The organism is Xanthomonas sp. Leaf148 (assembly GCF_001423585.1).
Classification (GTDB): Bacteria; Pseudomonadota; Gammaproteobacteria; order Xanthomonadales; family Xanthomonadaceae; genus Xanthomonas.
In genome coordinates, this window is record NZ_LMOP01000001.1 from 773,539 (window position 1) to 792,273 (window position 18,735).

Below are 18,735 nucleotides of genomic sequence, written 5' to 3' on the forward strand. Positions count from 1 at the left end.
AGCTCGTACGCCTCTCTCAAGGACTTCCGCAACTCCTTCTGATCACGTACTTAACCTGTGTTAGGACGGTATTGATCGCGATCTCCGCATCAAACCGTGCACCCTTGCCTTGCCAGGGTACAAAACAGGACGGATCTCCGGCGCGATCGATGCCCTTTGCTGTCCCATCCCTACCGATTTGCCTATAGTTCTCGGTAGACCCTGCAATGGATTGACCAATGCACATGATGTCATCCGGGCGGTGCCTGACGCTTGCACTTGCCGTCGCTGTGACCGGCAGTGCCTGTGCACGGACGCCATCACCCGAACAAAAAAGGACTTCCCCCGTGTCTGACACCGTCACAACAGGCCGCACCATCAACGGGCACACCTATTCGGATGCGCCTGTGGATGTGACGCTGGGGCCAAACACGTTCCGCATTCCCGCCAACTACCTGGACAGCCAGATCGCACCATGGCCGGGCGAAGGCGTGACGCTTGTCATCGAGTGGCCGGACATGACCCCCACCCCGCCCGGTGCGCGGGCGAACCCGCGAACTAACGATTTTCGGAAGGAAATCCACGCATCGATTGACTACGTTGACCGGGTCCCTATTGAGGCACTGCTGACGCGTTTTTCGTCTAACGAAACGCTTACCAAGGCTGATTGGGTCGAACGAGGTAATCCGGTAGAGAGACTAGATCTCCGGATTGCACGACCTGAAACACTCGGATTGATTCCCTATGCAATCGATGAGGAGAAGATGGATGCGTATGTGAAAGCGTACGAAGCCCACTACGGCGAGCCTCCAGCGCGTAACCCTGCGCTTGAATACGACTGGTATGTCGCACGCGACGTCAACGGTGATTTAACGACATTTATCAAATGCGATAGTGCCAAATTTCGCAAGGACGGCATACGGCTTGAGGGCAACCAGGTTATCGACGAGGAAGGCTCGGTTGTCGCCGATTGCACTCACTACCTTGTCGATGTCGAGAACAAGCTGTCCATCACTCTTCACTACTACCGGGCATTTCTGAAGGACTGGAAGCGCATGGAACATGCGGTAAAGGACGTACTAGCCCGAACCAAGGTCAGGTGACAGACCCATCGACAAGGAGTGAAATATGAGTGGAATGACGGAGCAAGATCTCAAAATCCTTTCCAACTATGCCAATAGAGGCAATCGCGAGCTGTATTGGAACTATCTTTCGCAGCTAGAAGGCGCAGACGGCTACGGAACGCTGGCGCTGGGCGTGGTACGAAACGACAGTTTGCCCGGTCAGGTGGCCAACAGTTACGCGCAAGGCTACGCCAGGTCACAACACGATAATGGCTCGCGTTTTGTCAATGCTGACCTAACCGAACGGCAGTGGGAAGAGTTCGGACAGACGCTACTCACACAGGATCTTGAGCTTAGGCAAAGCTGGTTTCGTAGCGACCGTCCGGATCTGGCACTAAATCTGCCAGGCAGATCAGTAATGCTCGCGCACGACCGTGCATTTGAGCAGCATCGTCTCGACCCCAACTGCTGGACACCACGCGTGCTCCTGCAAGCGTCCCTAGAAAAAAGCGGCCCCCAGAAGCTGGAACAGATCTGGACCAACATGCTCGACAACGAGTACGTCGGCGCCGCTCGCATCAGCAATACCGGCTACGAGACCTTTGCGCAGATGGGCTTGGTGGACGGTAGCCAGTACCTGGCTAAGTTGGGGGCGACCGAAGCGATCCAGATGCTTGAGGGCCGTTCTGCGATCAATCCGAACGTCATCGGCAGCAACAGTTTCTATGCGATGTACTTCGAACAAGAACAGAAATGGATGAATGTCAGCGTCGGTGGCGGGCATCCTTCCATGCGCGAAGAAACCAATCCTGCGCGCCTGGCAGAACTCAACGATACACGCCAAGTCCGCATGGAGCGCCAGCAGAAAGCGACGCAATTTCATGAGGACGATCAGCACCGCTCCATTACCCGCAGCCCGTTCACGGCATCGATCGATGGCGTGAACGATCGGACGCAGGCACCTACCAGGCTAGCCGATATCGGCCCGGGCCACCGCGACTACGCGTTGCTGCAACAGGTGAGCGCTGGCGTGAGCGCGATCGATGCGCAAGCCGGGCGCACACCGGACGAAAGCAGCGAACGCCTGGTGGCCAGTGCCATGAACCTGGCCCGCCAGAACAATCTGGACCGGGTGGATCATGTGGCGTTGAGTACGCAGACCGTGCAACACCCGGCCGGTTACACGGTGTTTGTGGTGCAAGGTGCGTTGAACGACCCTGCACACCTGCGTGCATCGATGCCCACCGATGAGGCGGTGCGTACACCGGTGGGACAATCGCTGCAGCAGCTGGAAATTGCGACGGTGGATCGTCAACAGGCAGCTCTGCAGAGCCAACAGCAGGAGATGGACAACCGCTCACGTGAAGCTCCGGCAATGCGGATGGCTTGAGTGCTATCTGGCATCACGCAGCGTTGCGAGGCATCTTCGCCGTGTAATACGGATTGCGCGTAGACGACCAGCACCGCTTCGTGATGCAAGTGGCCGTGTTGAGATGCTCAACGAACACCCTCTGCCACGCGACGCCAGAAGTCACACTCGGCTCAGACGCACAAGGGTGCGCACATCCAGTGCACTACGCCCTTACGCGAATCGGCAGACTGCAAACAGGCACTCACCTCCAACACCCGACACAAAAAAGCCCGGCGGTTGCCGGGCTTTTTCGTTAACTCACATCCGGCAAAGCTCAGCCCTTGCGCGCCTTCAACCACGCCTCGATCTGCGGCACCAATGCCGCGCGCAGCTTGATCCGGGTCTGGATGCCGGTGATGGCGGTTTCTGCATCGCGGCGCGAGGTGGGAGCCAGGTACTGGTCTGCGTAGGCCTTGATTTTGTCAGCCATCTTCGGGTCGACCGAGCCGGAACCCAGACTCGGGTAATAGCGGGCACGCGAGGTGGAGTCGATCAGGCCATCCACCTGCTGCCGATGCGCCACGGCGAAGTCGAAGCCCAGGTCCGGATGTTCGCTCGCCACCATGTCGATCATGCTGGCACCGGTGGTGGCGCCTGGCTCGGCGGTCAAGGCCAGCTCCAGTGCACGCTTGGCCAGGGCCTGGTCCTTTGTTGCCGCCAGCAGGCCATAGTACTGGTCGCGGATCATCGAAGAGGTTTCCTTCTTCGCCATCGCATGCAGTGTGTCCCAGGTGGCGGCATCGGCATTGCGCGCGACGATGCTCAGCACACTGGTGCGCAGCTCCGGCGACAGCGACGCCGGGTCGGCCTGGAAGGCGGCAAAACGGCGGCGCGCTTCGGCAATGAGCTGCGCGTCGCCCATGTCGCTGAGGCTGCCAATCAGCCGCGTGCGCAGTTGCTTGATCTGCGCCGAATCGCCAGCGCGGTCGTCCCAGCCCAGGGTGGCAAATTGCGGTGCCAGCCGCGAGGTGGCATACGACCGCCATGCGGCACGGGTGGCCGGGTATTGCTTGAGCATGTCGTCGACGCTGTCCACAGTGCCGGCCACCGTTTCCCACAGGTCCGGCGCAGCGCCCACCGCCACCTTGGTGGTCAACTCCAGCGCATCTGCCTGCGGTTGCAGGCCAACCGTGGCAAGCGCACTGGTATCCATCATCAAGCCAAGCTGGTCCACCACCGGCAGGCTGGAAAATGCAGTGCTGAGCGCCTTGAACTGCGCAGGTGCATAGCGGGTGCGGAAGTAGCCTTTCTGCCCGGCGTTGACCAGCACCGGTGTATCGCAGCCGGGCAATTGCAGCTGTGCGCTGCCATCCACCAGCACGCGTACCGGCGCGCCGTTGCCGGCACGCACGGCGACCGGCACATGCCAGCGCAGCGGCTGCTTGTCGGGGCGATCGAGCGTGTATTCGCCTTGCTGCAGGGTGAGGTTGGTCTGCCCGTCCACACACGTGGAGGCGACATTGATCAACGGCACGCCGGGCTGGGTGGTGAAGTCGTGTGCAACCTGGGTGAATTGCTTGCCCGGTGCCATCGCATCAACCTGCTGCCACAGCGCATCGGTCACCGCGTTGCCGTACTGATGTTGCTTGATGTAATTGCGCACGCCGGCGCGCCATTGCTCGGCGCCGACGTAGTCTTCGAGCATGCCGATGACCGCTTCGCCCTTGTCGTAGGTGATCACGTCGAATGCCTGGCTGGCCTGCTCCACGGTGTCCACGTGCTGTACCACAGGATGGGTGGTGACGTAGGCATCGCGCCGCATCGCCGCGCGGCTCTTGAAGGCTGCCTTGGTCTTGTCGATATCCCATTCCGGGTGAAGCATCGTGGTCGTCCGCGATTCCATCCAGTTGGCAAAACCTTCGTTGAGCCACAGGTCGTCCCACCACGCCATGGTGACCAGATTGCCGAACCACTGGTGGGCAATTTCATGCGCAGCGGTCGTGAACACGGCCTGCTTGCTCTTGATGTCGGCCACCACCGGGTCGAGCAGCAACACGAATTCGAAACTAAAGATCGCGCCCCAGTTTTCCATGGCGCCGAAAAACTGGCTCTGCCCGGGCGCAGCGATGTTGTCCAGCTTGGGCAGCGGATACGGCACACCGAAGTAATCGTTGTACACGTGCAGCACATCGCGGCTGGATTCCAGTGCGAACTTGGCTTGATCGACCTTGCCGGCCTGCGCGATCACACCAATCTCGGTGCCGTTATCCGTCTTGACCGTGGCGCGCTCGAAGTCGCCCAGGCTCATGAACAGCAGGTAGGTGGACATCTTGGGCGTGGTCTGGAAAACGACCTTCTTCATCCCGCCCGCCGCTGCGCTGGAACGCGCCACCGGCATGTTGCTCACCGCCATCTGCTTGGCCGGCGCATTCACCGCCAGGTCGAACGTAGCCTTGAAATTAGGCTCATCCCAGGACGGAATGAAGCGACGCGCATCGGAATTTTCGAACTGGGTAAACAGCGCGCGGCGCTGGCCCTGCGGCGTGGTGTAATCCAGCGCAAACAAGCCATTGGCCTGCGTGTTGATGATGCCGCTGTAGTCGATGGATAACACGTAGTTGCCCGGTGCCAGCGGTGTGCCGGTATCGAAGCGCGCGGTCTGCGCATCGGCGTCGGTGGCGATCTTGGTCGCTACCGGCTTGCCGCCCGTTGCTGCGAGCGTGGCCTTGGAAAAGCGCAGATTGGCCGCCTGCAACACGATGGCATCGGTGGCGGTGAGCACCTGGAGATCGATGCGCACCTTGCCGTCGAAGGTCATCTTGTCGGCATGCGGGGTGATCTCCACCGCGTAATGCGTCGGCCTGGCGGTTCGCGGCAGCTGGGTAGTGACCTGCGAGGCCGATGGAGCCCCCGTCTCGGGAGCAGCGGCAGCATGGGCCACGGTAGCGGCGGACGTGCTGGCCAGCGCCAGTGCAATTGCAGTCACCAAAATATGGCGCATGAGGTTCCTAACGTGATGAAAGTTGTCCGTGCAGAATCATCGCGTCAACGCAGATACCCCAACACAGCCGAAAGTCACGTCCACGCCTTGCGAGCACGAAAACGTAGACGTGGAAAAGAAGCGTTGGTGCTGCCGATGATAATCAAAGCAAGCCGGCGCGAATGGACGCCGGATGGCGGGGGCCATGCTACAGGCCAGCGGTGAACACGACTCGTATCAAGGCGGCTGATGCGCAGTTGGCAATGACCGTGATGCGTCGCGCGCCCAATACCTCCAGCACCACTCGGCATGATGCCGACGCTACACATCCGCCGTGATTGCAGTCGGCCTGCCTGATCGGCTGCGCTGCGTGCGCAAGCGGGCCTTGGACTGCAGCCGGCACGTACACCATTACTCCGCTACCCAAGGCGACGTGCGGTAGCGTGACAAAGAAAAGCCCCGCTTTCGCGGGGCTTTCTTGTTGCCATGACGCATCAGCCGATCAGGCGAACGGGTCCTGCAGCACCATGGTGTGGTCGCGGTCCGGGTTGGACTGCAATCAGGCTGCCGGCACGTACACCATTACTCCGCTACCTAAGGCGACGCGCGATAGCGTGACAAAGAAAAGCCCCGCTTTCGCAGGGCTCTCTTGTTTCCATGACGCATCAGCCAATCAGGCGAACGGGTCCTGCAGCACCATGGTGTGGTCGCGGTCCGGGCCGGTGGAGACGATGCTGATCGGGCAGCCGGCCAGTTCTTCCAGCGCGCGCAGGTAGGCGCGTGCAGCAGGCGGCAACTCGTCCCACACGGTGATGCCGTGGGTGTTCTCGCTCCAACCCGGGAACTCCAGGTACACCGGCGTGCACTCTTCCCAGCCCTGTGCATCCAGCGGCGCGTATTCGGTGCGCTTGCCGCGGTATTCGTACGCGATGCAGACCTTGAGCTTTTCCATGCCGTCCAGCACGTCGAGCTTGGTGATGCACAGGCCGGAGATCCCGTTGATGGCTACCGCGCGCTTGAGCGCAACGATGTCCATCCAGCCGCAACGACGCGGCCGGCCGGTGGAGGCGCCGTACTCGGCACCGCGGTCGCGGATGCCCTGGCCCACTTCGTCGTCCAGTTCGGTCGGGAACGGGCCGCCACCCACGCGCGTGGCGTAGGCCTTGGCAATGCCCAGCACGTAGTCGATCGCATCGGCGCCAACACCGGTGCCGGCCAGTGCGCCGCCCACCGTGGTGTTGGAGCTGGTGACGTACGGATAGGTGCCGTGGTCGATGTCCAGCAACGCGCCCTGCGCGCCTTCGAACAGCACCCGCTTACCCTGCTTGCGCAGATCGTGCAGGATGCCGGCCACGTCGTACTTCATCGGCTGCACGTAGTCGCCGAACGCCAGCGCTTCGTCGTAGGTCTTCTGGAAATCGACCGCTTCCACGCCCAGGTACTTGGTCAGCACGAAGTTGTGGTAATCCAGCGCGGTGCGCAGCAGTTCTTCCAGCTGCGGCGGGTAATGCAGGTCGGCGATGCGGATACCGCGACGCGCCACCTTGTCTTCATACGCCGGGCCGATACCGCGACCGGTGGTGCCGATGGCCTTGCCGCCAGCGGCCTTCTCGCGCGCCTGATCCAGGGCGATGTGGTACGGCATGATCAGCGGGGCAGCCGGGGAAATCTTCAGGCGCGAACGCACCTCCACACCGGCGCCTTCCAGCTCGCTGATTTCCTTGATCAGCGCAGCCGGAGAGATCACCACGCCATTGCCGATCAGGCACAGCGCGTCGTCGCGCAGGATGCCGGACGGGATCAGATGCAAGACGGTCTTCTTGCCGTTGATGACCAGGGTATGGCCGGCGTTGTGGCCGCCCTGGAAGCGGACGACCGCACCGATCTCTTCGGTAAGCAGATCGACGATCTTGCCTTTGCCTTCATCGCCCCACTGGGCACCGAGCACGACAACTGACTGACCCATGACGGGTGGACTCCTGAGTTTTGCTGCGGCCATCGGGGCCGCGGGATGGGACCGGTTCGGGGCTGGCGGCGCCACCTTGCGCGCGGCTCCATCGGGGAGCGTTGCAGCAGCGACCAACCCGGACACGGAAAAAGCCGAACGGAGTGCTCTGGTTGGAGCGTGCCCGGCCGGCTTTTGTGCATTATCCGGGTTTCGGGTGACGTGCACTACCCCTGGCGAGGCGGCGGATCGGGGGCTGGTCAGATTGCGGCTGGCCGTCGGGTGGTGGGTGCTGCCGAATGCTGCCTGTCTCTAGCCTGGTCGTCGGAAATCTCCAATTCCCTCGGGCCGTAGGAGCGCACCTGGGCGCGACGCTTTGCTAGGAATGCCTGTCGCGCCCGGGTGCGCTCCTACGCTGCCGGAATGGATGGCCCGCTCAGTGCCGCACGATCCACAGCGCGATCGCTCCCATTACCAGGGTGACGCCGCCGATAGCGCGCAGTTGGGCGGTGGGCAGGCTGAACAGTTGCTCGACCATGCGCTTCCAGGCGGTGGGCGCGGCAAACAACAGCAAGCCTTCAATGACGGCGATCAAGCACAACGCTGACAGAAATTCGTGCATCAACAACACCAGGACAACGTGGGGATCTGCAGTGTGCCGGTTCGGCAACCAACAGGCCTACAGCGTAGGAGCGCACCCGGGCGCGATGGGCATTACCGGTAAAGCTGTCGCGCCCAGGTGCGCTCCTACGCGGCTGGGTCTGGCTCATAAAACCAAGCAAGCCTCACTCGTCATCTGGGATGCCCGGCGCGATAGACACCCTGGGAATCTACAAAAGACAAGCCACCCGGCAGGCAGGCCAGGCAGGCCTGCATCGTAGGAGCGCACCTGGGCGCGACGGGAATTACTCAGAAACCGAGTCGCGCCCAAGTGCGCCCCACGCTGACCGGTCTCACAGCCAGATTGCGTCCCAGAAGGGGTAATCGCCGAGGCGGGTAACCAGTCCGGCCCGCAGTGGATTGGCGACTAGGTAACGCGCCACTGCGTGCAGGTCGTCGTCTTTGCGCAACGCGTGGTCGTGGTAACTGCGGCTCCAGACCGGCACGCGATGTTGACGCTGATCGTTCACCGCGCGCGCTGCGCACGCTTTCATGCGCGATACGGTGTCGGCTAACGACGTGGCGCTGCCGAGTTGCATCAACCAATGCACATGATCAGGCATCAACACCCAGGCCAGCAGCCTGGCATCGGGTGGCGTTGCTGCGGTGAACGCCCGACAGGCCGCGGCGGCGAGCAGAAAATCTGCGAACACAGCTCGACGCTGCCATGTCGTGGTGGTCAACAGGTAACCGCCGTTGGGCAAAGACTGTCTGCCGCGGCGCAGCGCGCGATGCCCGGGTGAGTGGACGTTGGCCATGCGGCAATGCTGATGGCCTCGCAGCATGGGGGATATCAGGGGTTGCCTGGTTTGGTTCTAGGAGATCTACGGGTTATCTAGCTGTTTAAAGTTTGAAGACGGTCGGTTGGGTATGCCGGCAAGGCCATGTCGCGCCCAGGTGCGCTCCTACGTGACGGGCTCTTTGGGCGAGCATGCAACTGTTTGGCCGTGACGGGCACAGACGAAAACGCCCGCATTGCGCGGGCGTTTTCAGTTCAACACTGAGCGACTCAGTACAAGGTGATCAGCAATTCAACACTCAGCGATCAACGATCGCTCTTGAGGTACTGCAGGAACGGGTCGTTCTTGTCGAGCACGATCACGCCGTTGCCGTCGGCCATCGATTCGCGATAGGCCTCCAGACTGCGGTAGAAGGCGTAGAACGAAGGATCCTTTGCACCGGCCTGGCCGTAGATGCGGGCCGCGTCGGCATCGCCTTCGCCACGCAGCTTCTGTGCATCGCGCTCGGCGTCGGCCCTGATGACCGTGCTTTCGCGGTCGGCTTGTGCACGGATGGTCAGTGCCTGCTCTTCGCCTTCTGCACGCAGCTTGCTGGCTTCCTGCTTGCGCTGGGCCCGCATGCGCTCGTAGACGTCGGTGATCACCTGGCTGTCGGTCGGCAGGTCGATTTGCTTGATGCGCAAGTCGGTGATCTGCATGCCCAATCCCTTGATGGCGCCGTTGATGCCCTTGAGCTGGCTGGCAATCAATTCGCTGCGGTCGCCGGAGACCAGCTGCTGCAAGGTGCGCGAGTTGATCTGGTTGCGCAGCGAGTCGGTGATGATAGGTGCCAGGCGGGAATTGGCCACCGACTCTTCACCACCGGTGGCGCGATAGAACGCACGCACATCGGAGATGTAGCCGATGGCGAAAAAGTCCACGCTCACGTCTTTCTGCTCGGCGGTGAAATACCGCGCCGGGGCGGTATCGAGCACCTGGAAGCGGCGATCGAACACACGCACCGATTCCACCACCGGAATCTTGAAATGCAGGCCGGGCTTGAGGTCGGCACGCACCACGCGACCCAGGTTGAGCACCATGGCGGTCTGGTCTTCGCGCACCACGAACACCGAGCCCATCAGGGTCAGCAACACGGCGACGATCAGGCCGATGACTAGCGAATTTTTCATTGTTCGGTTCCCTCACGACCGGTCGGGCGCGGGCCGCGTTCCGGGTTGCGGATGGCCTCGCTGCTGGCGCTTTGCGGCGGATTCAGCAGCACGTCCTGCGGCACCATCGACGGCATGCCGCCATTGCCCGCGTTGCCGCCGGCGTTGGCAGCCTTGCCAGCATCTGGCAGCGGCACATAGATGACCTGGCGACCATCGCTACCGATCACCTTACGGTTCTCCGACAACACCTTTTGCACGGTTTCCAGCCACAGCCGCTTGCGCGTGACCTCGGGGGCATTGGCGTACTGCTCCTGCAACAGGGTGAAGCGGTCGGCGTCGCCCTCGGCCTTGGAGATCACCGCTTCCTTGTAACCTTCGGCACCGGTACGGGTGCGTGCACCCTGGCCGCGTGCCTCGGGCACCACCTTGGCGGCGTAGGCCTGGGCTTCGTTGATCAGGCGCTCGCGCACCTGCTGGGCACCGTTGACCTCGTCGAAGGCCGGCTTCACTTCTTCCGGCGGACGCGCGTCCGGCAGGGTCACTCCGGTCACGGCCAAGCCGGTGTTGTAGGCATCCAGCGCCATCTGCAGACGGTCCTTGGAGGCGATCGCCAGCGGGCCGCGATTGTTGAGCACGGTATTGAGGTCGGACCGCCCCACCTGCTCACGCACGGCACTCTGCGCGGCCTGCTCCAGCACCAGATCGGCATTACGCGAGCCGAACAGGTATTTGCGCGGGTCGCTGATCTGGTACTGCACGTTGAGCGAGACGTTGACGATGTTCTCGTCGCGCGTCAGCACCGGCACCTGATTGCTGAAGGTCTTGATCTCGGTTGCATTGACCTTGCGTACCGACTCGATGGGCCAGGGCAGCTTGAAGCTCGGGCCGGGCTGCAGGATGCGCGAGAACTGGCCGAAGCGCAGCACCACGCCACGCTGCTGTTCTCCGATGAGCTGGAAGCTGGAGAACAGCACCATCAGCACCACCGCGACCAGAATCCAGCGCCCCACGCCGCCGTCGAACAGCTCCTTCAACGGGGCGGGCAGATTGCCCCAGCCACCACCGTTGCCACCACCGCGCGGGCCCCAGGACCTGCGACGGTTGGGATCCGGGCCGTCTCCGCCCTTGTTGCCGGGTGTGTTCCAGGCCATGCACGCTCCATGATCGAGGGGCTGTGCGGGCCAGTCCCGCAGTGCCGCCGTGTTGTTTGATTCGCCGATTCTACTAGATGGGGCAGACCGGCCGTTTTGAAAGGCCCTGATTGGTGCATCGGCGGTTTAGCCGGCGGGGTGAATCAAGGGGTTGGCAGTTCTTGGCGGGGTGGAGACGAGGTAGCGGCGCCAGGTTATAGGTCGGCGGGAGCCCTCAATGCGCAAAACGGGTGCCGAGATCGAAGGCGCGGAGCCGACCGCTCCGCTACCGGGAGGTTTGGCCGAACCGATTCAGCGCGGCCGACGCGCCCCCGGCGCTCCTGCGCTCGACCTGGGCACTTCGAGACCGTGACCAGCACCAGCACGCACCATGACGACAGCGGCTGTACCGCGCCAATCAATGGTGACAGGACTGGGTTGGTGCACTCACGCGCACTGGCACATCGGCCTGGAGGGACGGCTGGTGCTGGAATGGACGGCTGCTGACCGAGGACAGCGGTGCTGTGGCACATCGCTCGCATTGCGCTGCGCTTTGACAGCGCATGCAACGTCACGCATGCAGGCATGTGACTGACGATCGACCACCTGACTGATTGGGCTGTACCTGCTACACCGGCGCGTTGATCCGCGCGGCAGCCAGGCGTCGCGAGTGCCATCGTGCAGGCGCGCTTCGGGCTCGATGCTGCGATGACACGGCAGCGATGATTAGCTGCGGTCCGTCGTGCGCTGCCATCGACATCGTGGGCAGCGGCGGAGAGTTGCATGCTGGCATGCAACGGAGCGGCGAAACAACGACGCCGCCCCATCGGGCGTTGCCGCACCGGACGCGCCAGATGGCAAGCGCGCATGCGCGCAGACCGTTGGCAATTGCCGGTTCGCAGTGAGGCGCGTGCCATTCGCCAAGGCGATGACGCTGGAAGTCATCGCCTGCTCGCGCGCGACTCCCGGCTCAGTTGCCGCGGATGTCAGCGATCACGCCTTGGGCGGCTCGTCCTTCTGGTTGAACACCCGCTCCATCACTTCCAGCAGTTCGTCTTCGGAGAACGGCTTGGTGATGTAGGCGCGCGCGCCTTGGCGCATGCCCCACATGCGGTCGGTGTCCTGATCCTTGGTGGTCACCAGGATCACCGGGATGTGCTGGGTGGTGGGCTCGCGCTTGAGCGTGCGCGTGGCCTGGAAGCCGTTGAGGTTGGGCATGACCACGTCCATCAACACCAGATCCGGCAGCGACTCCTTGGCCGCTTCCACGCCGGCGGCGCCATCGGTGGCGGTGATGGTTTCGTGTCCCAACTTCTCGACGATGCGCTGAATCCCCAGCAGCTGCGACGGCGAGTCGTCGACGATCAAAATGCGTGCCATGTGTTTCCCCTAGTGTGCGCGGCGAGTGTAGTGCGCCAGCTGCGCTTTCGGTAGCTGGGGGCAATAGCGCGATGGTCGAAGGCTGTGCTGCGGTGCGGTGCACGCGGTGCTCGCCTTCGCACTCCTGTGCGCCGTGGTGGGCGGTGAGGGGTTGGAAGCGAGGTGCAGGCGATGCGTCGCGCTTCGGCTAAGGGGGCTGCTGGCGCTGACTGCGGGAGGAGTGCTTGGATCCAGCTTCGCTCGCTGCGCGCAACCGACGCCATTGAAGTGGCGCCCGGCCGAAGTTGACCGACGCCGGCAGCCGCACCGGGCGGCCGTACCCTCACCCCAACCCCTCTCCCGCAGGAGAGGGGCTTTCGCGCCTCCTCATACTGGGAGGCTCGCGCGTTGCGACGGACGAGACGTCTGGACCTCAGCGCCCCTCTACCGAAGAGAAGCGCCTGTGGACCTCACACCATCTCGCCGAACGCCTTGGCCAGGTTGCGGTAGGCCTTTTTCTGCGCGTCGTCGGTGGGGGCCGGGGCCAGGATTTCCAGCTCCACGATCTGATCGCCCGGGGGGGTGCCCGGCAGGCCGCGGCCGCGCAGGCGCAGTTTGCGGCCGGCGTCCGAGTCGGCGGGCACCTTCAATTCCACCGAGCCGCCCAGGGTCGGCACGCTGATGGTGGTGCCCAGCGCCGCCTGCCAGGGCATGACCTGCAGGAAATAGAGAATGTTGCGCCCGTCCACCTCGAACTGCGGGTGCGCGGCGTATTCGATCTCCAGCAGCAGATTGCCGCCGCCGTTGCCCTGCCCGCTCAGGCGAATCACCTGGCCGGGCTGCACGCCCTTGGGCACGCGCACGTCCAGCTGCTTGCCGTTGATGGTGATGCGCACGCTGTCGCCCGAATGCACCGCTTCCAGCGGCACCGCCAGCTTGGCGCGGGTGTCACCACGCGCCTGCGGACCCGGCCCTGCGCCAGGACCGGCACCCGGGCCGCGCGGACGGCCGCCGCGCTGGCCGGCGAACAGGCTTTCGAAGAAGTCGCTGAAGCCGCCACCGGCACCGCCGTTGCCGAACACCTCTTCATAGTCGAAGCCCTGCCCGCCGCCGTGGCTGGGCGGCGCCTGGAACTCGTCGCCCGGGCGATAGCCCTGCGCCTTCAACTGGTCGTAGGCCTTGCGCTTTTGCGGATCGCGCAGCGCCTCATAGGCTTCGTTGATCGCCTTGAATTTGTCTTCGGCGCCGGCTTCCTTGCTGACGTCGGGGTGATACTTGCGCGCCAATCGGCGGTACGCGGTCTTGATCTCCGCATCGCCTGCGCTGGGCTCCACGCCCAGCGTTGCGTAGTAATCCTTGAATTCCATCTATTCACCTCTGGAAAAAAAACGGCCCGCAGCCAGGGCCACGAGCCAGTTCGAGAGGCAGACACCAGGTGGGACGGCCATGCATGGCGCGGGCGGTGGGAATCGTAGGCACATGCCGTCCCTGCCGATTCCAGACACCAACCGCGCCCGTGTGGCGGTCACGCAACAGGGTTGCTGGCCGATCTCTTCGCAGCCGGGCGGGCGACCGCGCCTATTCTACGGCGCGGCCGTCGCCGGGGAGCGAAGTCGGTGACCTCGCTCCAGGTCCATGACTTGTCAGCACGTGCCCCGCAGCACGCCGCGATGCCGGTCGGCGGCAACTGGCGAGCCGGGCCGGGGTGTCATGCACACCCCGGCCACAGTCCTGTCCGGCATCCGCCGCGCATGCGGCGGCTGCGATGGCGCTTACTGCACCGTGCTGCCGCCGGTGTCCTGCCCGTTGCCCACCTGAATGCGACGCGGGGTGGCTGCCGGCCGCTTGGGAATGCGGATTTCCAGCACGCCGTTGTGACCGGCGGCGGTGATGCCATCGGCATCGGCACTGTCGGGCAGCGCGAAACGCCGATGGAAACTGCCGTAGCGGCGTTCGATGCGCGAGAAGCGCTCGGTGTCGGTACTGGACTCGCTCTTGCGCTCGCCCTTGATCGACAGGATGCCCTTGTCCATCTGCACCTCGATCTGGCTGGGGTCGATGCCCGGCAGATCGGCATAAAGGACGAAGTGGTTGGGCTCTTCCGTGATGTCCACACGCGGCACCCATTGGGCGGTGACCACGGCCGATTCGTCGGTATCGCTGTTCTGTTCGAAGAAACGATCGAACACGTGCTTGATCTCGTTTTGCAGCGCGTGCGTGGGCCACTGGGGATAACGAACGATGTTCATTGCAAGCCTCCAAAAGGTTGGGTGAGGGGCCGGCGACGGCGGCATGCACCACTGCGCCGGCCATGTGCGTCAGATAGGCGTGGCCGTGCGGATTTCAAGCGCGTTGACGCGCTTTTTCCCTGCCCTTTTCTAGACTTCGTTCAGCCACACAGAGCCCAGCCCCATGACCATCGCCGTTGGTGACAGCATTCCCGAAGTAGTGCTCAAGCGCATGCGCGAAGGCATCGAGGCGGTCGACACGCATCGCTTGTTCGCCGGCCGCAAGGTGCTGCTGTTCGCAGTGCCGGGCGCATTCACGCCGACCTGCTCGGCCAAACACTTGCCGGGGTATGTGGAGCACTTCGAAGAGTTCCGCAAACGCGGCATCGACGTGTTGTGCACCGCCGTCAACGACCCGTTCGTCATGCAGGCCTGGGGCCGCGCCCAGCTGGTTCCCGATGGTCTGCACCTGTTGCCCGACGGCAACGCCGAACTGGTTCGCGCACTAGGCCTTGAAATCGACGCGAGCGCTTCGGGCATGGGCCTGCGTTCGCGCCGCTATGCGCTGTATGCCGACGACGGCGTGGTCAAGGCCTTGTTCGTCGAAGAACCCGGCGAGTTCAAGGTGTCTGCGGCTGATTACGTGCTGCAGCATCTGCCCGATTGAAGTCACGATTCCCCCGTCCACTCAGAAGGAAAACGGCCAGCCATGTCTGATCAGCCAGCCACCAACATCCCCGCCGGTATCACCGATACCGCCACCTTGCGCGCACGCGCACGCCAGAGCATCGAAGACGGCGCCATCACCGAGAGTTATCACGCCGACCGCGAGGCAGTGATCGCGCTGCTCAACACCGCGTTGGCGACCGAGTACGTGTGCACCCTGCGCTACTACCGCCACTACTTCATGGCCAAGGGCATGCTGGCCGACGCGGTCAAGGGCGAGTTTCTGGAGCATGCGCAGCAGGAACAGGCGCACGCGCACAAGCTGGCCGAGCGTATTGTGCAGCTGGGCGGCGAACCGGACCTCAACCCGGACACGCTGACCAAGCGCTCGCATGCCGAATACAAGGAAGGCACCGATCTGCGCGACATGGTCAAGGAGAACCTGATCGCCGAGCGCATCGCCATCGACAGCTATCGCGAGATGATCGATTTCATCGGCGACAAGGACACCACCACCAAGCGCATCCTGGAAAGCATTCTGGCCCAGGAAGAAGAGCACGCCGATGAGTTTGCCGACATGCTGGAAGGCTGGATCGGCGAGTGACTGTCTTGCGTTGGTGCTGATGGCGCCGATGCGAATGCAGCATCGAAGACGCAACACAAACAGGGCGCCGTTGGGCGCCTTGTTTGTGTTTGTGGTCTGGTGCGGACGCTGGCAGAAACCATGGTCCGCGTAGGAGCGCCCCTGGGCGCGATGAAGCCTTACCGGTAACGCCCCATCGCGCCCGGGTGCGCTCCTACCGGGTACATCGGCATGCCGGCAACTTCGTCAAAGCATTGTCACCGGCCATTGCGGTGAGCGGGTGCTGGCTTGCCCGGCCTTGCTGATGGCGCCGATGCGACTGCAGCATCGAAGACGCAACACAAACAGGGCGCCGCTAGGCGCCTTGTTTGTGCGTGTGGTTTGGTGCAGACGGTGGCAGAAACCATGGTCCGCGTAGGAGCGCACCTGGGCGCGATGAAGCCTTACCAGTAAAGCCCCATCGCGCCCGGGTGCGCTCCTACGTGCACCTCGATGCCCACTCAACGCAAGACGCGAAACCGCACTTGCGTCCAGGCGCCGTCGCTGGCCATGGCGGTGAGCGTGTGCTCTCCCACGTCCGCAAAGTCGCGTTGAAATCCCTTCCGTCCGTTGGTCTGTGCAATCCAACGACCGTCCAGCAGCCAGTCGATGCGCGCCTCGCTGCCCAGCGCACGCAACTGTAGGCGCACCGGGCGGGCGGTGTCGTTTGCGCGGGCCAACGTGGCGCGGTCGCTCAATCCATCGATGCGCAGCACGCCGCCGCCGGTCATGCGCCCGTCCGGTAGGCAGTCCGGTGCCAACGGCGGCAGCTGCGCGGCGGTGCGTTCTGCCGCGCTGAGCCAGGGCGATACCAGTGCCGGCCAGCGTGCCAATGCGTGTGGCGTGCGCGCATGTGGCTGCGTGCACTCCTGCGACAGGCGCTGGCCGCTGTGCGCGTCCACCTCGAACTGCAACCGCCCGCTTTGCCACAACCGCGCGTCGCGTTCGCCAAAGGTGGGCGGCAGCGCGCCATCCAGTGCGTAGGCCTCGGCACGGCGTGCGCACAGTGCCGGCGGCGTCTGCTCCAGCGCGCCGCCGAGCGGCCAACAAATCTCCCTGGCCTGCACCGTGGCCGGCATCGGCAGCGGCGCACTGTCGCCGGCGTTGCGCGGCAATGCATCGATGACTTCGAACATCAGCGGCAATGCGGTTACCGCACCGTATTGGCCGGGCAACGGTGTGCCATCCGGGCGGCCAACCCACACACCCACGGTATAGCGCCGCGTGCCGCCAATGGCCCAGGCATCGCGGTAGCCGTAACTGGTGCCGGTCTTCCAGGCCACCCCCGGGCGGGCGGCGGTATCGAAGGTGCCACTGCCATAGCCGGGGCGCGGATTGCTCTGCAAAATCTCGCGCACGATCCAGGCCGCGCCCGGCGACATCAACCGTCGATCGATCCGTGCATCGTCCGGCGTATAGCGCACGCGCCCGGCGATACCGCCACGATTGAGCGCCGCGAACGCACCGACCAATTCCTGCAATTGCGCACCGGTGCCGCCCAGGATCAACGCCAGCGATGGCGTGCTGCCACGCGGGAAGTGCAGCGCAATGCCGGCATTGGACAGCCGTGCGGCAAAGCGTGCCGGGCCGATGCGATCGAGCAGGTCCACCGCCGGCACATTCAATGACAAGCGCAACGCAGTGGCGGCACTCACCGGCCCGTTGAAGGCGGCATCGAAGTTGCCGGGCCGGTAGTCGCCGAAGCTCTGCGGCGCATCCACCAGCAGACTTTCCGAATGGATCAAGCCATCGTCCAACGCCATACCGTACAAGAACGGTTTGAGCGTGGACCCGGGCGAGCGCCAGGCCTGCACCATGTCCACATGGCCGAGCCGCTTGCGATCGCCGAAGCTGGCCGAGCCGACATAGGCACGCGCTTCCATCGTGGCGTTGTCGATCACCAGCAGTGCGGCCGAGGTGCGTTCGGGCAATTGCGAAAAATACGTGGCTACGCGCTCTTCCAGGGTGCGCTGCAATTCCGCATCCAGCGTGGTGACGATGCGTGCAGCGCGCGGTTGCGCGCTATGCAACCGCTGCGCCAGCAGCGCGGCATGCAAGGGCGGTTTGAGCGCGCGCGTCACCACCGGTTCGATGCGGGCATCGTCGACCTGCGCGCGCGACCACACGCCCAGCTCCACCATGCGATCGAGCACCTTGTCGCGCGCACGTTGCGCCGCTTCCGGGTGGCGGTCCGGGCGCAGCCGGCTGGGCGATTGCGGCAACACCGCCAGCAACGCTGCTTCGGCCTGCGACAACGCGGTGGCCGGCTTGCCCAGGTACGCCCAACTGGCCGCTTCCACGCCTTCGATGGTGCCGCCGTAGGGCGCGCGCTCCAGATACAGGGTGAGAATCTCGCGCTTGCTCAGATGCGCTTCCAGCTGCAGCGCGCGCAGCAACTGCTTGGCCTTGCCCCATGGCGTGCGCGTATGCGGGCCCAGAATGCGCGCCACCTGCATGGTCAAGGTCGAACCGCCGGAGACGATGCGTCCCTGCCCCAGCCACTGCCCGCCGGCACGCAACAAACCCCACGGGTTGACGCCGGGATGCCGCCAGAACCAGCGGTCTTCGTAGTTGAGCAAGGCCTGCAGATACAGCGGCGACACCGTGTCCGGGCTGGCCGGATAGCGCCACACGCCATTGCGATCGGCGAACGCGCGCAATGGCGTGCCGTCGCGCGCCACCACCAGGGTGGAGGTGTCGCGCGATTTGGGCAGCGGCAGCGGGAAGGCCAAGTCCAGCACCAGCAACGTGGCCAGCACCGCCGCCACGCTCAAGCGTAGCCACCGTCGCCAGTGGTGCCTGCGTGTGTGCGTCACTGCCTTGTGCTCGGCCACACTGTCCTGTGTCGTGGTGCTCATTG

Annotated in this window: 14 protein-coding genes; 4 read left to right on the forward strand and 10 right to left on the reverse strand. The window is 63.8% G+C overall.

Translation table 11 applies throughout. The annotated features are described in order from the left end of the window. Nucleotides 1–218 precede the first annotated feature (218 nt). Together ASF90_RS03180 and ASF90_RS03185 are read left to right on the forward strand one after the other, a co-directional pair. Complete coding sequence (locus ASF90_RS03180) at nucleotides 219–1,082, forward strand: hypothetical protein (protein WP_055845735.1); 864 nt, start codon at nucleotides 219–221, stop codon at nucleotides 1,080–1,082. Nucleotides 1,083–1,107: 25 nt separating this feature from the next. Next, nucleotides 1,108–2,433, forward strand: coding sequence for an XVIPCD domain-containing protein (locus ASF90_RS03185; RefSeq protein ID WP_082473385.1), 1,326 nt, complete (start codon nucleotides 1,108–1,110; stop codon nucleotides 2,431–2,433). Nucleotides 2,434–2,728: 295 nt separating this feature from the next. Here the strand turns inward: ASF90_RS03185 and ASF90_RS03190 are convergent, their stop codons facing one another. The 9 genes from ASF90_RS03190 to ASF90_RS03230 form a co-directional block, all read right to left on the reverse strand. Then, the gene (locus ASF90_RS03190; RefSeq protein ID WP_055845738.1) at nucleotides 2,729–5,395 is read right to left on the reverse strand and encodes a M1 family metallopeptidase; all 2,667 of its coding nucleotides are present in this window, start codon (nucleotides 5,393–5,395) and stop codon (nucleotides 2,729–2,731) included. A gap of 652 nt (nucleotides 5,396–6,047) precedes the next feature. Then, a complete protein-coding gene (locus tag ASF90_RS03195; protein ID WP_055845741.1) occupies nucleotides 6,048–7,340 on the reverse strand; it encodes an adenylosuccinate synthase in 1,293 nt (430 codons plus the stop codon). A 415-nt stretch (nucleotides 7,341–7,755) separates the two neighbouring features. Then, the gene (locus ASF90_RS03200; protein WP_055846303.1) at nucleotides 7,756–7,941 is read right to left on the reverse strand and encodes a DUF2065 family protein; all 186 of its coding nucleotides are present in this window, start codon (nucleotides 7,939–7,941) and stop codon (nucleotides 7,756–7,758) included. A 331-nt stretch (nucleotides 7,942–8,272) separates the two neighbouring features. Next, the gene (locus ASF90_RS03205) at nucleotides 8,273–8,737 is read right to left on the reverse strand and encodes a transposase (RefSeq protein ID WP_055845744.1); all 465 of its coding nucleotides are present in this window, start codon (nucleotides 8,735–8,737) and stop codon (nucleotides 8,273–8,275) included. 287 nt (nucleotides 8,738–9,024) lie between these two features. Beyond that, complete coding sequence (locus ASF90_RS03210; RefSeq protein WP_055845747.1) at nucleotides 9,025–9,888, reverse strand: protease modulator HflC; 864 nt, start codon at nucleotides 9,886–9,888, stop codon at nucleotides 9,025–9,027. Beyond that, entirely contained in the window at nucleotides 9,885–11,021 is a 1,137-nt protein-coding gene (hflK, locus tag ASF90_RS03215; RefSeq protein ID WP_055845750.1) for an FtsH protease activity modulator HflK, read from the reverse strand. The genes ASF90_RS03210 and hflK overlap by 4 nt, the downstream gene beginning before the upstream one ends. 972 nt (nucleotides 11,022–11,993) lie before the next feature. After that, nucleotides 11,994–12,380, reverse strand: a complete 387-nt coding sequence (gene pilH / locus ASF90_RS03220; RefSeq protein WP_008578169.1) for a twitching motility response regulator PilH — start codon at nucleotides 12,378–12,380, stop codon at nucleotides 11,994–11,996. A gap of 449 nt (nucleotides 12,381–12,829) precedes the next feature. Next, on the reverse strand, nucleotides 12,830–13,726 hold the full coding sequence (locus ASF90_RS03225; RefSeq protein WP_055845753.1) for a DnaJ C-terminal domain-containing protein: 897 nt from the start codon (nucleotides 13,724–13,726) through the stop codon (nucleotides 12,830–12,832). 405 nt (nucleotides 13,727–14,131) lie between these two features. Continuing rightward, entirely contained in the window at nucleotides 14,132–14,608 is a 477-nt protein-coding gene (locus ASF90_RS03230) for an Hsp20/alpha crystallin family protein (protein WP_055845757.1), read from the reverse strand. Nucleotides 14,609–14,771: 163 nt separating this feature from the next. Between ASF90_RS03230 and ASF90_RS03235 the strand changes: the two genes are divergently transcribed. Both ASF90_RS03235 and ASF90_RS03240 read left to right on the forward strand, forming a co-directional pair. After that, nucleotides 14,772–15,254, forward strand: a complete 483-nt coding sequence (locus ASF90_RS03235; RefSeq protein WP_055845758.1) for a peroxiredoxin — start codon at nucleotides 14,772–14,774, stop codon at nucleotides 15,252–15,254. A 42-nt stretch (nucleotides 15,255–15,296) separates the two neighbouring features. Then, the gene (locus tag ASF90_RS03240) at nucleotides 15,297–15,857 is read left to right on the forward strand and encodes a ferritin-like domain-containing protein (RefSeq protein WP_055845761.1); all 561 of its coding nucleotides are present in this window, start codon (nucleotides 15,297–15,299) and stop codon (nucleotides 15,855–15,857) included. A 479-nt stretch (nucleotides 15,858–16,336) separates the two neighbouring features. Here ASF90_RS03240 and pbpC read toward each other — a convergent pair whose 3' ends face one another. Next, nucleotides 16,337–18,691, reverse strand: a complete 2,355-nt coding sequence (gene pbpC / locus ASF90_RS03245; protein WP_330218867.1) for a penicillin-binding protein 1C — start codon at nucleotides 18,689–18,691, stop codon at nucleotides 16,337–16,339. Nucleotides 18,692–18,735: the final 44 nt, after the last annotated feature.

Coding starts and splice junctions, on each gene's coding strand:
- ASF90_RS03180 (WP_055845735.1), top strand. CDS start 219: ATGCACATGATGTCATCCGGGCGGTGCCTGACGCTTGCACTTGCCGTC.
- ASF90_RS03185 (WP_082473385.1), top strand. CDS start 1,108: ATGAGTGGAATGACGGAGCAAGATCTCAAAATCCTTTCCAACTATGCC.
- ASF90_RS03190 (WP_055845738.1), bottom strand. CDS start 5,395: ATGCGCCATATTTTGGTGACTGCAATTGCACTGGCGCTGGCCAGCACG.
- ASF90_RS03195 (WP_055845741.1), bottom strand. CDS start 7,340: ATGGGTCAGTCAGTTGTCGTGCTCGGTGCCCAGTGGGGCGATGAAGGC.
- ASF90_RS03200 (WP_055846303.1), bottom strand. CDS start 7,941: ATGCACGAATTTCTGTCAGCGTTGTGCTTGATCGCCGTCATTGAAGGC.
- ASF90_RS03205 (WP_055845744.1), bottom strand. CDS start 8,737: ATGGCCAACGTCCACTCACCCGGGCATCGCGCGCTGCGCCGCGGCAGA.
- ASF90_RS03210 (WP_055845747.1), bottom strand. CDS start 9,888: ATGAAAAATTCGCTAGTCATCGGCCTGATCGTCGCCGTGTTGCTGACC.
- hflK (WP_055845750.1), bottom strand. CDS start 11,021: ATGGCCTGGAACACACCCGGCAACAAGGGCGGAGACGGCCCGGATCCC.
- pilH (WP_008578169.1), bottom strand. CDS start 12,380: ATGGCACGCATTTTGATCGTCGACGACTCGCCGTCGCAGCTGCTGGGG.
- ASF90_RS03225 (WP_055845753.1), bottom strand. CDS start 13,726: ATGGAATTCAAGGATTACTACGCAACGCTGGGCGTGGAGCCCAGCGCA.
- ASF90_RS03230 (WP_055845757.1), bottom strand. CDS start 14,608: ATGAACATCGTTCGTTATCCCCAGTGGCCCACGCACGCGCTGCAAAAC.
- ASF90_RS03235 (WP_055845758.1), top strand. CDS start 14,772: ATGACCATCGCCGTTGGTGACAGCATTCCCGAAGTAGTGCTCAAGCGC.
- ASF90_RS03240 (WP_055845761.1), top strand. CDS start 15,297: ATGTCTGATCAGCCAGCCACCAACATCCCCGCCGGTATCACCGATACC.